The organism is Amycolatopsis rhizosphaerae (genome assembly GCF_007713715.1).
Lineage (GTDB): Bacteria > Actinomycetota > Actinomycetes > Mycobacteriales > Pseudonocardiaceae > Amycolatopsis_E > Amycolatopsis_E rhizosphaerae.
The window spans coordinates 1-14,278 of the sequence record NZ_VJWX01000149.1; the positions used below are offsets into that span (position 1 = coordinate 1).

General features: G+C 72.8%; 14 protein-coding genes. 13 read left to right on the top strand and 1 reads right to left on the bottom strand.

The genetic code is table 11. The annotated features are described in order from the left end of the window. The 9 genes from FNH05_RS16580 to FNH05_RS16620 form a co-directional block, all read left to right on the top strand. Positions 1-1,429: primosome assembly protein PriA (locus tag FNH05_RS16580; protein WP_144589190.1), on the top strand; the 1,429-nt coding region annotated here is incomplete at its 5' end. Between the two features lie 163 nt (positions 1,430-1,592). Further along, a complete protein-coding gene (fmt, locus tag FNH05_RS16585; RefSeq protein WP_144589192.1) occupies positions 1,593-2,519 on the top strand; it encodes a methionyl-tRNA formyltransferase in 927 nt (308 codons plus the stop codon). Beyond that, positions 2,516-3,946, top strand: a complete 1,431-nt coding sequence (locus tag FNH05_RS16590) for an RsmB/NOP family class I SAM-dependent RNA methyltransferase (RefSeq protein ID WP_144589194.1) — start codon at positions 2,516-2,518, stop codon at positions 3,944-3,946. Before fmt ends, FNH05_RS16590 begins: the two co-directional genes overlap by 4 nt. Next, on the top strand, positions 3,943-4,479 hold the full coding sequence (locus FNH05_RS16595) for a flavoprotein (RefSeq protein WP_144589195.1): 537 nt from the start codon (positions 3,943-3,945) through the stop codon (positions 4,477-4,479). The genes FNH05_RS16590 and FNH05_RS16595 overlap by 4 nt, the downstream gene beginning before the upstream one ends. Before the next feature lie 2 nt (positions 4,480-4,481). Then, positions 4,482-5,168, top strand: coding sequence for a ribulose-phosphate 3-epimerase (gene rpe / locus FNH05_RS16600; protein WP_144589197.1), 687 nt, complete (start codon positions 4,482-4,484; stop codon positions 5,166-5,168). Positions 5,169-5,194: 26 nt separating this feature from the next. Continuing rightward, complete coding sequence (locus tag FNH05_RS16605) at positions 5,195-5,833, top strand: riboflavin synthase (RefSeq protein ID WP_144589199.1); 639 nt, start codon at positions 5,195-5,197, stop codon at positions 5,831-5,833. Between the two features lie 180 nt (positions 5,834-6,013). After that, positions 6,014-7,300 carry a bifunctional 3,4-dihydroxy-2-butanone-4-phosphate synthase/GTP cyclohydrolase II gene (locus FNH05_RS16610; protein WP_144589209.1) on the top strand — a complete coding sequence of 429 codons (1,287 nt, stop codon included), beginning with the start codon at positions 6,014-6,016 and terminating at the stop codon, positions 7,298-7,300. After that, the gene (ribH, locus tag FNH05_RS16615; RefSeq protein ID WP_144589201.1) at positions 7,297-7,803 is read left to right on the top strand and encodes a 6,7-dimethyl-8-ribityllumazine synthase; all 507 of its coding nucleotides are present in this window, start codon (positions 7,297-7,299) and stop codon (positions 7,801-7,803) included. The genes FNH05_RS16610 and ribH overlap by 4 nt, the downstream gene beginning before the upstream one ends. Before the next feature lie 5 nt (positions 7,804-7,808). Then, entirely contained in the window at positions 7,809-8,267 is a 459-nt protein-coding gene (locus FNH05_RS16620; protein ID WP_144589211.1) for a PH domain-containing protein, read from the top strand. 36 nt (positions 8,268-8,303) lie between these two features. Here the strand turns inward: FNH05_RS16620 and FNH05_RS16625 are convergent, their stop codons facing one another. After that, on the bottom strand, positions 8,304-9,083 hold the full coding sequence (locus FNH05_RS16625) for an exodeoxyribonuclease III (RefSeq protein ID WP_144589203.1): 780 nt from the start codon (positions 9,081-9,083) through the stop codon (positions 8,304-8,306). Between the two features lie 80 nt (positions 9,084-9,163). Here FNH05_RS16625 and uvrC point away from each other — a divergent pair, with 80 nt between their 5' ends. Genes uvrC through whiA form a run of 4 tightly spaced genes read left to right on the top strand, consistent with a single transcriptional unit; the run spans position 9,164 to position 14,041 of the window. Further along, complete coding sequence (uvrC, locus tag FNH05_RS16630) at positions 9,164-11,167, top strand: excinuclease ABC subunit UvrC (RefSeq protein WP_144589205.1); 2,004 nt, start codon at positions 9,164-9,166, stop codon at positions 11,165-11,167. 29 nt (positions 11,168-11,196) lie between these two features. Continuing rightward, positions 11,197-12,054, top strand: coding sequence for an RNase adapter RapZ (rapZ, locus tag FNH05_RS16635; protein ID WP_144589213.1), 858 nt, complete (start codon positions 11,197-11,199; stop codon positions 12,052-12,054). Between the two features lie 14 nt (positions 12,055-12,068). Next, complete coding sequence (locus FNH05_RS16640; RefSeq protein WP_144589214.1) at positions 12,069-13,064, top strand: gluconeogenesis factor YvcK family protein; 996 nt, start codon at positions 12,069-12,071, stop codon at positions 13,062-13,064. Further along, a complete protein-coding gene (whiA, locus tag FNH05_RS16645; RefSeq protein WP_144589207.1) occupies positions 13,055-14,041 on the top strand; it encodes a DNA-binding protein WhiA in 987 nt (328 codons plus the stop codon). The genes FNH05_RS16640 and whiA overlap by 10 nt, the downstream gene beginning before the upstream one ends. Positions 14,042-14,278 lie beyond the last annotated feature (237 nt).

The window sequence follows — 14,278 nt, forward strand, 5'->3', positions numbered from 1 at the left end:
GGGCGGGCGTGGTGCGGTGCTGGTGGTGCCGGACCAGCGGGACCTCGCGCGTCTGCACGCCGCGTGCGTGCGCCTGGCAGGGGAGGGCGCCGTGGTGGCCTTGTCGGCCGACGTGGGGCCCGCCGAGCGCTACCGGCGGTGGCTCGCCGCCTCCCGGGGGCTGTCCCGCATCGTGGTCGGCACCCGGGCGGCGATGTTCGCCCCGGTCGCCGACCCCGGGCTGTTCGTGATCTGGGACGACGGCGACGACCTGCATGTCGATCCCCATATGCCCTATCCGCAGGTGCGGGACGTGCTGACGCTGCGGGCCCACGCCGAGCGGGCTTCGCTCGTGGTCGCCGGGTACGCCCGCACCGCCGAAGCCCAGCTGCTCGTCGAATCAGGCTGGGCCCACGCGGTGATCGCCTCCCGGGACGAGCTGCGCCGGGCCGCACCCCGCGTCACCCCCGTCGGGGAGGACTTCGACGTGGCCCGGGACGAGGCGGCGAGGGCGGCCCGCCTGCCCGCGGTGGCCTTCGAGGCCGCCCGGCAGGCCCTGTCGGCCGGGGCCCCGGTGCTGGTCCAGGTGCCCCGGCGGGGGTATGTCCCGGCACTGGCCTGCGCCCGGTGCCGCACCCCCGCGCACTGCCGCCGCTGCGCGGGGCCGCTCGCGTTGTCCGGTGGTGCGGGGCGCCCGCCGAGCTGCCGCTGGTGCGGTGCCCCCGAAGGCGGCTTCCGCTGCGTGGCCTGCGGTTCGACCCGGCTGCGGGCGATGGTCGTCGGCTCCCAGCGCACCGCCGAGGAGCTGGGACGGGCCTTCCCCGGCGTCCCGGTGCGGACCTCGGGGGCGCGGGAGGTGCTGGCCACGGTGCCCGGGAAACCGGCGCTGGTGGTGTGCACGCCGGGCGCCGAACCGGTGGCCGAGGGCGGTTACGGTGCCGCTCTGCTCCTGGACGGCTGGGCGCTGCTGGGCAGGCAGGACCTGCGGGCCGCGGAGGAGACCCTGCGCCGCTGGCTGGCCGCGGCGGCGCTGGTGCGGCCGTCGGCAGCGGGCGGCCGTGTCGTGGTCGGCGCGGAGGCGGGGCTCACCCCCGTGCAGGCCCTCGTCCGCTGGGACCCCGCCTGGCATGCCGAACGCGAACTGGCCGAGCGGACCGGACTGGCCTTCCCGCCCGCGGTGCGCATGGCGAGCGTGGAGGGCACGCCCGAGGCGGTGGCGGCGCTGCTGGAGGAACTGGTGCTGCCCGATTCCGGGGAACTCCTCGGTCCCGTTCCGGTGGGGCGGGCCGACGAGGAGGGCCGGACCGAGCGGGAACGCATGCTCATCCGGGTGCCGCGGTCCGACGGCCGCGCACTGGCCGCCGCACTGGCCACCGCCCAGGCCCAGCGCGTCGCCCGCAAGGAGGCCGATCCCGTCCGCATCCAACTCGACCCCCTGGAGATCATCTAGCAAGGGCCCTGTGTCTTCCGTGGTTTGGGTAGCGGTGCAGGTAGCGGAACCCCACCGGGCGCGCTCGCGGCACGGGTGATCGGGGCGCCGGGAGGGTGCCCATAGACTGGACGGCAATGTTCACCCAGCCCTTCACCCAGCCCGAACCCGCCGAGGTGCCCTGATGCGCCTGGTGTTCGCCGGCACCCCGGAACCCGCGGTGCCGTCACTGCAAGCCCTGCTCGACTCGCCGCGGCACGAGGTGGTCGCGGTCGTCACCCGTCCCGACGCGCCCGCGGGGCGGGGCCGGAAGCTGGTGCGCTCGCCCGTCGGCGCGCTCGCCGACGACCACGGGATCGAGGTGCTGACCCCGGCCAAGGCCGGGGAAGCCGGGTTCCTGGACCGGCTGCGCGAACTGGCGCCCGATGCCTGCCCGGTGGTCGCCTACGGCGCGCTGCTGCCGCAGCGTACGCTCGACATTCCGCGCCAGGGCTGGGTGAACCTGCACTTCTCGCTGCTGCCCGCATGGCGTGGCGCGGCTCCGGTGCAGGCGTCGATCCGGGCCGGTGACGAGATCACCGGCGCCTCCACCTTCCGGATCGTCCGCGAGCTGGACGCCGGGCCCGTCTACGGTGTGGTGACCGAGCCGATCGGCGCGGGCGACACCGCCGGAGCGCTGCTGGACCGCCTCGCGGTCAGCGGCGCCCGGCTGCTGGTATCCACAATGGACGGTATCGAGGACGGCACGCTCGTCCCGGTGCCGCAGCCGGCGGACGGCGTCACCTACGCGCCGAAGGTCACCGTGGACGACGCCCGGATCTCCTTCGCCGATCCGGCGGTCGCCGTCGACCGGCACGTGCGGGCGGTGACCCCGGAGCCCGGCGCCTGGGCGCTGTTCCGGGAGGAACGGCTCAAGCTCGGGCCGGTGACCGTGGCGGACGGCCCGGACCTGGCGCCGGGCGAGCTGCTGGTCGAGCGCAGGCGCGTGCTCGCGGGCACCGCGACCGGACCGGTGTCGCTGGGGGAAGTGCAGGCGCAGGGCAAGAAACGGATGGCGGCCACCGACTGGGCGCGCGGGACGAGAATCGAACAAGGGGAACGCCTGGTATGAGCCCGGAACGTGAACGCAGGCCGTCTCGGCCGCAACGGGGCAGGCCCGCCCCGCGCAAGCAGGGGCCGCGGCGGCCGCCGGCACCGGAGGACCCGGCGCGCCGGGTCGCGCTCGACGTGCTGCACGCGGTGCGCGAGCGGGATGCCTACGCCAACCTCGTGCTGCCGGATCTGTTGCGGCAGCGCCGGATCAGCGGCCGGGACGCCGCGCTCGCCACGGAGCTGACCTACGGCGCGTCGCGGGCGCAGGGGCTGCTGGACGCCGTGATCGAAGCCTGCATCGACCGTCCGTTGTCCAAAGTGGATGGAACGGTGCTGGACTGCCTCCGGCTGGGCGCCTATCAGCTGCTGCGCACCCGGGTGCCCGAGCACGCCGCGGTCGACGCGATGGTGAACCTGGCCCGTGCCGACGCGGGTTCCCATGTCGCGGGTTTCGTCAACGCCGTGCTGCGCAAGGTGTCCGAAAAGGACGAGGCGGCCTGGCTGGAGGAGCTCACGCCGGACCGTGACAGCGATCCGATCGGGCACCTCGCGATGCGGACCGCGCACCCGCGCTGGATCGCCCGTGCCTTCGCCGAAGCACTGGGGGACAAGGGGACCGAGTTGCAGGCGGCGCTGGAGGCCGACGACGCCCGGCCCGAGGTGCACCTGGTCGCCCGGCCCGGGGAGATCAGCGCGGACGAACTGGCCGCCATCACCGGCGGCGACGTGGCGCCGTACTCGCCCTACGGCGTGCACCTCCCGGCCGGTGCCGGGGACCCCGGGGATTCCGAGCCCGTCAAGGAGAAGCTCGCCGCCGTCCAGGACGAGGGCAGCCAGCTGTGCGCCGTCGCCCTCACCCGGGTCCCGCTGGAGGGAAGCGACGAGCGGTGGCTCGACCTGTGCGCCGGGCCCGGTGGCAAGGCCGCGCTGCTCGGCGCGCTCGCCGGGCTGTCCGGGGCGCGGGTCGACGCCGTCGAGCAGGCCCCGCACCGGGCGCGCCTGGTCGAGAAGGCCACCGAAGGACTTCCCGTGACCGTGCGGGTGGCCGACGGGCGCGATCCGGGGCTGGAGCCCGGCTACGACCGCATCCTCGTCGACGCGCCCTGCAGCGGGCTCGGCGCGCTGCGGCGGCGGCCGGAGGCCCGCTGGCGTCGCAAGCCTTCCGACGTGTCGGACCTGACGAAGCTGCAGAGCCAGCTGCTGGCTTCGGCGTTCGAACTGCTCCGGCCCGGCGGCGTGCTGGCCTACGTGGTGTGTTCCCCGCACCTCGCCGAGACCGAAGGCGTCGTCGGCGACGCGGCCCGGCGCGCCAAGGCGGAGATCCTCGACGCGCGCGAGTACTTTCCCGGCGTCCCGCAGCTGGGGGACGGCCCGTACGTGCAGCTGTGGCCGCACCGGCACGGGACCGACGCGATGTTCTGCGCGGTGCTGCGACGGCTCGAGTGAGGGTCCTCGGCCTGGTGGCGAGCTCGTGCGGGGGCGTGGAATCCCGGTTCCGCACCGAGCTCGCCGAACCCGCCGCCCGGCTGGGGTGGCGGCTGGCGATCACGCTGACGCCCACCGCGGCGCGCTGGCTCGACGACGCCGGAGAGCTGCCGAAGCTCCAGGCACTGACCGATCTCGAGGTGCGCAGCGAGCCGCGGCTGCCCGGCCGTCCGCGGCCGCATCCCGATCCGGAGGCGTTCCTGTTCGCGCCCGCGAGCGCGAACTCGGTGGCCAAGCTCGCGCTTGGCATCGCCGACAACCAGGCGCTGACCGTGCTCGGGGACGTGCTCGGCGATCCCGCCGTTTCGATCGCGGTGGCCTACCAGGTGCGCCCGGCCCGGGCCGGGCACCCGGCCTGGCCGCGCCACCTGGAGGCCCTCGCCTCCGCCGGGGTCCGCCTGCACGCCCTCGGGCAGGCGTGGCGCGACGCCCTGCTCACCCTGCCCGGTGCTGGCCCCGAACCCGGCCCGGGGACCGCCTTCTACACTGCGTAACCGTGGCCCACCGACCTCTTATCGCGCCGAGCATCCTGTCCGCCGACTTCGCCCGCCTTGGCGAGGAGATCCAGGCCGTGGCCGGAACCGGCGACACGCGTGCCGACTGGGTGCACGTCGACGTGATGGACGCGCACTTCGTCCCCAACCTGACCCTGGGCCTTCCGGTCGTGCAGTCCCTGCTCAAGGCGACCGACCTGCCCCTGGACTGCCACCTGATGATCGAGGACCCCGACCGCTGGGCCCCGGCGTACGCCGAGGCGGGCGCCTACAACGTGACGGTCCACGTCGAGGCCGCGCACGACCCGGTCATGCTCGCCAAGAACCTGCGTGCCGCCGGGGCCAAGGCGGGCCTGTCCGTCAAACCGGGCACCCCGCTGGAAGACCACCTCGAAACGCTCAAGCACTACGACACCCTGCTGGTGATGTCGGTCGAGCCGGGATTCGGCGGCCAGTCGTTCATCCCCGAGGTGCTGGACAAGGTCCGCACCGCCCGCAGGCTGGTGGACACCGGGCACCTCAAGGTGCTGGTGGAGATCGACGGCGGGATCAACGCCGACACCATCGAGGCCGCCGCCGAGGCCGGTGTCGACTGCTTCGTCGCCGGGTCGGCCGTCTACGGCGCCGAGGACCCCGGCAAGGCCGTGGCCGCCCTGCGCGAACGCGCGGCCCGGGCCCAGGCCCAGTGATTCCGACCGCAGGACAGGAGACTCCCGTGTTCACCGGCATCGTCGAAGAGCTGGGTGAGATCACCCACGTCGAGCAGCTGCCCAGCGCCGCCCGGCTCACCGTCCGCGGCCCCCTCGTCACCTCCGACGCCGGGCACGGCGACTCCATCGCGGTCAGCGGGGTGTGCCTCACGGTGGTCGAGGTGTCCGGCGACGAGTTCACCGTGGACGTGGTGGACGAGACACTGCGCCGTTCGCGCCTGGCGAAGATCGCGCCGGGCGACCGGGTCAACCTGGAGCGTGCCACCGCCGTCGGCGACCGGCTCGGCGGGCACATCATGCAGGGCCACGTGGACGGCACGGGCCGCTTTCTCTCCCGCGACGAGAACGGCCTGACCCGGTTCGCGCTGCCGTCCGGGCTGGCCCGCTACGTGGTGGAGAAGGGCTCGATCGCGGTGGACGGCATCTCGCTGACCGTCGCGAGTGTGACGAACGACGAGTTCACGGTGGCGCTGATTCCGACCACACTGGAGTTGACGACGCTGGGCCTGGCCGAACCGGGCGATCCGGTCAACCTCGAAGTCGACGTGCTCGCCAAGTACGTGGAGAAGCTGGCCGCTCCGCACCTGGCCCGGCTCGCAGAGCACAATGGGTTGAAGACCGGCGGGGTACAGGAGGACGCATGAGCGACACTGGCGAAGCCTTGACCATGCGGTCCGACCGGGCGCGGGTGGCCCGCAAGACACAGGAGGACGCATGAGCGACTTGATCATGCGGTCCGACCGGGCGCGGGTGGCCCGCGAAACACGGGTGCCCGGCAAGACACAGGAGGACGCGTGACTGCAGGGACGCCGTGCGGGGCCAGGATGCCGGTGGACACCGCGGGGATCGAGCGGGCGATCGCCGACATCGCGGCCGGGCGCCCCGTGGTCGTGGTCGACGACGAGGACCGGGAGAACGAGGGCGACCTCATCTTCGCCGCCGAGAAGGCCACGCCGGAGCTCATGGCCTTCATGGTGCGCTACACCTCCGGTTACGTGTGTGCCGCGCTGACCGAACAGGATTGCGCGCGGCTGGACCTGCCGCCGATGTACCACACGAACCAGGACGTGCGCGGGACCGCGTACGCGGTGACCGTGGACGCGGCCGAGGGGGTCAGCACCGGGATTTCGGCCGCGGACCGTTCGCACACCGTGCGCCTGCTGGCCGATCCCGACTCGAAGCCGATGGACTTCCGCCGTCCCGGGCACGTGGTGCCGCTGCGGGCGAAGGAGGGCGGCGTGCTGCGGCGTCCCGGGCACACCGAGGCCTCGGTCGATCTGGCCCGCCTCGCCGGGCTGCACCCGGCGGGCGTGCTCTGCGAGATCGTGTCGCAGAAGGACGAGGGCGATATGGCCCGCCGTGACGAGCTGGAAGTGTTCGCCGCGGACCACGATCTGCAGATCATCACGATCGCCGATCTGATCGCCTACCGCCGCCGCCACGAGAAGCAGGTCGAGCGGGTCGCCGAGGCGCGGATCCCGCTGGCGGCGGGCACGTTCCGCGCCGTGGGCTACGACAGCCTGCTGGACGGGATCGAGCACGTCGCGTTCGTCTACGGCGAGATCGGCGACGGTGAGGACATCCTGGTCCGCGTGCACTCCGAGTGCCTGACCGGTGACGTGTTCGGCTCGCTGCGGTGCGACTGCGGTCCGCAGCTGGACGCGGCGCTCAAGGCCGTGGCCGCCGAGGGCCGCGGGGTGGTGCTCTACATCCGGGGTCACGAGGGCCGGGGCATCGGGCTGCTGCACAAGCTGCAGGCCTACCAGCTGCAGGATCTGGGCGCGGACACCGTCGACGCGAACCTCGCGCTGGGGGTTCCCGCCGACGCGCGGGACTACGGCACGGGCGCGCAGATCCTCTGCGATCTCGGGGTGCGGTCGATGCGCCTGCTGACCAACAACCCCGCCAAGCGCGTGGGGCTCGAGGGGTACGGTCTCGAGGTGACGGGGCGGGTTCCGCTGCCGATCTCGCCGAACCCGGAGAACCTGCGCTATCTGCGGACCAAGCGTGACCGCATGGGCCACGACCTGGCCAACCTGGAGGAGTTCGACCAGGTGGGGGCCGAGCTGGACGAGGCGCCGGGCGGGAACGGGAACGGAGCGGTGCGGTGAGCGGCGAAGGACGCCCGGACGTCGACATCGACCTGAGCGAGTGCGAGGGCCTGCGGCTGGCCATCGTGGCGACCCGCTGGCACGCGGAGATCACCGACAGCCTGCTGGCCCGGGCGCTCGCCACGGCCGGTGAGGCGAAGCTGAAGGAAGAGCCGACGGTGGTGCGGGTCGCCGGCGCGGTGGAACTGCCCGTCGTCGCGCAGGCGCTGGCCCGCACGCACGACGCGGTGGTCGCCCTCGGCGTGGTGATCCGCGGCGGCACCCCGCATTTCGAGTACGTGTGCGACGCGGTGACCGCGGGGCTGACCCGGGTGGCGCTGGACGAGGGCACCCCGGTGGGCAACGGGGTGCTCACCTGCGACACCGAGCAGCAGGCGCTGGACCGGGCCGGGCTGCCGGGTTCGGCGGAGGACAAGGGCCGTGAGGCGACGCAGGCCGCACTGGACACCGCGCTCGTGCTGAGGTCGCTGCGCCAGCCGTGGACCGAACGGGGTTTCGTGTGAGCACCATGACCGACAAGGACACCGGAGAAGTGCTCGTGATCCGCCCGAAGCGCGCCACCTGGATGGCGGTGGTGCTGGCGGTGGTGCTGTTCGCCGTGTTCGTCGCCGTGTCGGTGCTGCTGCGCAGCTCCCACACCGGCGTCATCTTCGCGGCGTCGGACCAGGTCGCGATGGTGGGCATCGGGGTGGTCCTCGCCGGCGGGGCGCTGCTGTTCGCCACGCCCCGGGTGCGGGCGGACGCCGAGGGCATCGAGGTGCGCAACATCTTGCTGCTGAACAAGAAGTTCGCCTGGCACGAGGTGCTGTCGGTGAGCTTCCCGGACGGCGCATCGTTCGCCCGCCTCGAACTGCCGGACTTCGAGTACCAGGGCATGCTGGCCATCCAGGCCGTGGACCGCGAACACGCGGTGCGGTCCGTGCGCGCCCTGCGCCGCCTGCACAAACAGGCCTGGGCCGACCGCTGACCCAGCCCACTCCCCGGTAGAGCCGGCTTCGGTTGCTCAGAGGGAGAGGTCGACGACGACGGGGGCGTGGTCGGAGGCGCCCTTGCCCTTGCGTTCCTCGCGGTCGACGTAGGCGTCGGTGACCGCGGCGGCGAATGCCGCGTCGGCGTAGACCAGGTCGATGCGCATCCCGTTGTTCTTCGGGAAGGCCAGCTGGCGGTAGTCCCAGTAGGTGTAGGGCCGGTCGTACTTCAGCGGCCGCGGCACGATGTCGGTGAGTCCCGCGTCCCGCAGCACGGCCAGTGCCTTCCGCTCGGCGTCGGTGACGTGCGTGGCGCCCTCGAACAGGCTGATGTCCCACACGTCGTCGTCGGTGGGCGCGATGTTGAAGTCGCCCAGTACCGCGAGCGGGCGCTCGGCCGAGGTCTCCGCCACGACGGTGGCGCGCAGGGCTTCCAGCCAGCGCAGTTTGTACGCGTAGTGCGGGTGCTCGGGGTCACGGCCGTTCGGCACGTACACCGACCAGACGCGCACGCCGCCGCAGGTCGCGCCGATCGCGCGCGGTTCGGTCTCGTTGTCGTACGCGGGTTCGTCGAGCAGCCCGCGGCGGACGTCGCCGAGCCCGACGCGCGAGAGGATCGCGACGCCGTTCCAGCGGCCCAGCCCGTAGGCGGCCACCTCGTAGCCGAGCGCGGTCACTTCGCCGTGCGGGAACGCCTCGGTGGTGCACTTGAGTTCCTGCAGGCACAGCACGTCGGGCTGGGCGGAACCGAGCCAGGCGAGCAGCCGCGGGAGCCGGGCGGCGACCGAGTTGACGTTCCAGGTGGCGATGCGCATGGGCCTGAGAATGGCACACCGTCCACGCCGATGACGGAGGGGTTGCCGGGACTGTCGGGGGTGAGCCATAGGCTTGTGCCGTGGCTGACCCGTCCACCTACCGACCCGCACCCGGGAGCATCCCCGACGAACCCGGCGTGTACAAGTTCCGCGACGCGACGAAGCGGGTCATCTACGTCGGCAAGGCGAAGAGCCTCCGCAGCAGGCTGAACTCCTACTTCGCCGATCTGGCCGGCCTGCATCCCCGCACCCGCCAGATGGTGACCACGGCGGCGAGTGTCGAATGGACGGTCGTCTCCACCGAGGTCGAGGCGCTCCAGCTGGAGTACAACTGGATCAAGGAGTTCGATCCGCGGTTCAACGTCCGCTACCGCGACGACAAGTCCTATCCGGTGCTGGCGGTGACGATGAACGAGGAGTTCCCCCGCCTGCACGTCTACCGCGGCCCGCGCAAGAAGGGCGTCCGTTACTTCGGCCCGTACGCCCACGCCTGGGCCATCCGGGAGACGCTGGACCTGCTGTTGCGGGTGTTCCCGGCGCGCACCTGCTCCACCGGCGTGTTCCGGCGGCACGGCCAGATCGGGCGGCCGTGCCTGCTCGGCTACATCGACAAGTGCTCGGCGCCGTGCGTGGGCAGGGTGTCGGCGGAGGAGCACCGCGAAATCGTCGGCGACTTCTGCGATTTTCTCGCCGGGCGGACCGACGCGATGGTCCGCAGGCTGGAGCGGGAGATGGCCGAGGCGGCCGAGCAGCTCGAGTTCGAGAAGGCGGCGCGCCTGCGCGACGACATCGGGGCCCTGCGCCGGGCGATGGAGAAGCAGGCCGTGGTGCTCGGCGACGGCACGGACGCCGACGTGGTCGCCTTCGCCCACGACGAGCTGGAAGCGGCCGTGCAGGTGTTCCACGTCCGCGGCGGACGGGTGCGCGGCCAGCGCGGCTGGGTGATCGACAAGGTCGAGGAGATGGACGTGCCCGCGCTCGTCGAGCAGTTCCTCGCCCAGTTCTACGGTGAGCAGGTGGAGCAGGCCGAGCAGACCGCGGACGCCGGATCGCCGGTGCCCCGCGAGGTGCTCGTGCCCGAGCTGCCCGCCGACGCGGAGGCGCTGACCGAATGGCTGTCCGGGCTGCGGGGTTCCCGGGTGCAGCTGCGGGTGCCGCAGCGCGGGGACAAGCGCGCGCTGGCCGAAACGGTGCAGCGCAACGCGGAGGAGGCATTCGCGCAGCACAAGCTGCGGCGCGCGGGCGATCTGACGGCCCGTTCCGCGGCGCTGGCCGAGCTGCAGGAGCAGCTCGGGCTGGACACCGCGCCGCTGCGGATCGAATGCGTCGACATCAGCCACATCCAGGGCAGCGACGTGGTCGCCTCCCTCGTGGTGTTCGAGGACGGGGTGCCCCGCAAGTCGGAGTACCGCCGCTTCGCCCTGCGGGAGGCCGCCGAAGAGGGCGACGTGGCGTCCATCGCCGAGGTTGTGCGCCGCCGCTTTCACCGCTATCTCAAAGAAACGGCAGCGGCGACCGTGCACGGCGACGGCGACGGCGATGGCGATGGCGGCGAGGCCGTCGAGCCGCCCGCCGGGATTCCCGGTATCGACCCGGAGACGGGGCGGCCCCGCAAGTTCGCCTATCCGCCGAACCTGCTGGTGGTCGACGGGGCGGGCCCGCAGGCCACCGCGGCGGCGGACGTGCTGGCCGAGCTCGGCATCACCGATGTCGCGGTGGTGGGGCTGGCCAAGCGGCTGGAAGAGGTGTGGCTGCCCGCCGATCCGGATCCGGTGATCCTGCCCCGCACTTCGGAGGCGTTGTACCTGTTGCAGCGGGTGCGCGACGAGGCGCACCGCTTCGCGATCCGGTACCACCGGGAGAAGCGTTCGAAGCGGCTGCAGGTGTCCGTATTGGACGGTGTGCCGGGCCTGGGGCAGACGCGCCGGTCCGCGCTCATCAAGCACTTCGGGTCGGTGAAGAAGCTCAAACTGGCCGGGGTCGAAGAGATCGCGGCGGTGCCGGGAGTGGGGAAACGCACCGCGGAAGCGGTGTTCGCGGCACTGCGGGGCGAGGACGGGAAAGCAGGGGAGAGGAAGACATGAGCACAAGCGAAGGGGGCCGCGTGTCGGGGATGGAGGTCGCGGTCGTCACCGGGCTGTCCGGGGCGGGCCGCAGCACCGCGGCGAAATGCCTGGAGGACCTCGGCTGGTTCGTGGTGGACAACCTGCCGCCGGAGCTGATCGAGACGATGGTCGAACTGGGTGCGCAGGCCCGGGGCGCCATCACGAAGGTCGCGGTGGTGATGGACGTGCGCTCGCGCGCCTTCACCGAGGACCTCGCCTCGGTGATCAAGGACCTGGACGCGCGGGGGTACAAGCCGCGGGTGCTGTTCCTCGAGGCCACGGACGCGGTGCTGGTGCGCCGGTTCGAGCACGTGCGCCGCGGTCACCCGATGCAGGGCGACGGCAGGCTCGCCGACGGCATCACCGCCGAGCGCGCGCTGCTGGCCCCGCTGCGCGAAGAGGCCGATCTGGTGCTGGACACCTCGGCCCTGTCGGTACACGACCTGCGCGCCAAGATCGAGGACGCGTTCGGCTCCGAATCGGCCACGCGCACCCGCGTCACCGTGCTGTCCTTCGGCTACAAGTACGGCCTGCCGATGGACGCGGACCTGGTGATGGACGTGCGGTTCCTGCCGAACCCGTTTTGGATCCCGGAGCTGCGCGACCACACCGGTCTCGATTCCGACGTGCGCAACTACGTGCTCTCGCAGGAGGGCGCGGAGGAGTTCCTCGACCGCTACCACCAGTTGCTGCGCCTGATCGGGGCAGGTTACCGGCGGGAGGGCAAGCGGTACCTCACGCTCGCGGTCGGCTGCACCGGCGGCAAGCACCGCAGTGTGGCGATCTCCGAGGAACTGGCCCGGCTGTTGTCCAATGAGGACGGAATGGCGGTCAAGGTGATCCACCGGGATCTGGGTCGCGAGTGAGCCTGGGCAGACCCTTGCGCGCGGTCGCCCTCGGGGGCGGCCACGGACTCCACGCGACGCTGGGCGCGTTGCGCCGGATCACCCCGGACGTCACGGCGGTGGTCACGGTCGCCGACGACGGCGGTTCCTCCGGCAGACTGCGCCGGGAGCTCGGCCTGCTGCCGCCCGGTGACCTGCGGCAGGCGCTCGCGGCGCTGGCCGGTACCGGCGACGGCGGTCCACTGTGGGCGGAGGTGTTCCAGCACCGGTTCGGCGGCAGCGGCGCGCTGACCGGGCACGCGGTGGGCAATCTGCTGCTGGCCGGGCTGTTCGAGGTGCTGGGTGATCCGGTGGCGGCGCTGGAGGAGGCGGGCAGGCTGCTCGGCGTCTCGGGCCGGGTGCTGCCCATGTCGGCGGAGCCGCTGGACATCGAGGCCGAGGTGGCGGGCCTGAGCGACGACGGCGAGAGCCATCTCATCCGCGGCCAGGTCGCGATCGCCAGCACGCCGGGGCAGGTGCGCCGGATCCGCCTGTACACCCCCCGGCGGCCCGGCGGGGTGCCCGCCGCCTGCGCCGAGGCGGTGGAGGCGGTGCTCGGCGCCGACGTGGTCTTCCTGGGCCCCGGTTCGTGGTTCACGAGCGTGCTGCCGCACCTGCTGGTGCCCCAGTTGCACGACGCGCTGGTGGCCACCGGGGCGATGCGGATGGTGGTGCTCAACCTCATCCCCCAACCGGGTGAGACGGCGGGGTTCTCCCCGGAGCGGCACCTGGACGTACTCTTCCAGCACGCGCCCGGGTTGCGGCTGGACGTGGTGATCGCCGATCGCGCGTCGGTGCCGATGCCGGCCCGGCTGCGCGCCGCGGCGGCGGAACTGGGGGCGCGAGCGCTGCTGGCCGACGTGGCTGACCCGAACGTGGCGGGTTTACACGATCCGGATGCGCTGGCGGACTGTGTGCGGGAAGCTCTGGGACGCCGCTGGGAAGCGGCGGGCCGGGACGGTGAAGAGAGCAGGGAGGGACCATGGCGATGACCGCCGCGGTCAAGGACGAACTCAGCCGGCTGCAGATCACCAAGATCGGGCCGCGGCGGGCCGAGGTCGCCTCGATGTTGCGGTTCGCGGGCGGACTGCACATCGTGGGCGGGCGGGTCGTCGTGGAGGCCGAACTGGACACCGGGTCGGTGGCCCGGCGGCTGCGCAAGGAGATCCACGAGCTCTACGGGCACCATTCGGACGTCCACGTGCTCTCCGCCAGCGGCCTGCGCAAGACCACGCGGTACCTGGTGCGCGTCGTGCAGGACGGTGAGGGCCTGGCCCGGCAGACCGGCCTGATCGACAACCGGGGTCGCCCGGTGCGGGGCCTGCCCGCGGCGGTGGTGTCCGGCGGGGTCGCCGACGCCGAAGCCGCCTGGCGCGGGGCCTTCCTCGCGCACGGTTCGCTCACCGAGCCGGGCCGCTCCTCCTCGCTCGAGGTGACCTGTCCCGGTCCGGAGGCCGCGCTCGCCCTCGTGGGCGCCGCGCGGCGGCTGGGCATCCAGGCGAAGTCCCGGGAGGTGCGCGGCGCGGACCGGGTGGTGGTGCGCGACGGCGACGCGATCGGCGCGCTGCTGACGCGGCTGGGCGCGCACGCCAGCGTGCTGCAGTGGGAGGAACGCCGGATGCGCCGCGAAGTGCGGGCCACCGCCAACCGGCTGGCGAACTTCGACGACGCGAACCTGCGCCGCTCGGCCCGTGCCGCGGTCGCCGCGGCGGCCCGGGTGGAGCGGGCGATGGAGATCCTCGGCGAGACGGCCCCGGACCACCTGCTGGCGGCCGGGAAGCTGCGCCTGTCGAATCGGCAGGCCTCGCTGGAAGAACTGGGTCAGTTGTCCGACCCGCCGATGACGAAGGACGCGGTCGCGGGCCGGATCCGCCGCCTGCTGGCGATGGCCGACAAGCGCGCGAAGGACCTCGGCATCCCGGACACCGAATCCGCCGTGACCGCCGAAATGCTCGCCGAAGAGGCCTAGGCACCCCAACCCGGCTAAGGCGGCCGCGGTCCGGGGCGGAGCTGTGAAGGGTCCCTTCACGGTCGTATTTGCTGTGAAGGGACCCTTCACGGCCAACCCCACGGCCAACCTCGAGGCCGACGCGACACGAGACGGGTCATTTCAGCAGTGGGGCCAGGGTCGTGGTGAGCGCGGTGAGCGCGCCGGTGGCCGCGGACAGCGAGCCGCCTTCGGGGCCGTGGGTCAGCACCACCACGA

Bases quoted from the DNA above. Each gene is read 5' to 3' on its own strand.
- fmt (WP_144589192.1), top strand. From the start codon at position 1,593: ATGCGCCTGGTGTTCGCCGGCACCCCGGAACCCGCGGTGCCGTCACTG.
- FNH05_RS16590 (WP_144589194.1), top strand. From the start codon at position 2,516: ATGAGCCCGGAACGTGAACGCAGGCCGTCTCGGCCGCAACGGGGCAGG.
- FNH05_RS16610 (WP_144589209.1), top strand. From the start codon at position 6,014: ATGCCGGTGGACACCGCGGGGATCGAGCGGGCGATCGCCGACATCGCG.
- FNH05_RS16620 (WP_144589211.1), top strand. From the start codon at position 7,809: ATGACCGACAAGGACACCGGAGAAGTGCTCGTGATCCGCCCGAAGCGC.
- FNH05_RS16625 (WP_144589203.1), bottom strand. From the start codon at position 9,083: ATGCGCATCGCCACCTGGAACGTCAACTCGGTCGCCGCCCGGCTCCCG.
- rapZ (WP_144589213.1), top strand. From the start codon at position 11,197: ATGGAGGTCGCGGTCGTCACCGGGCTGTCCGGGGCGGGCCGCAGCACC.
- whiA (WP_144589207.1), top strand. From the start codon at position 13,055: ATGGCGATGACCGCCGCGGTCAAGGACGAACTCAGCCGGCTGCAGATC.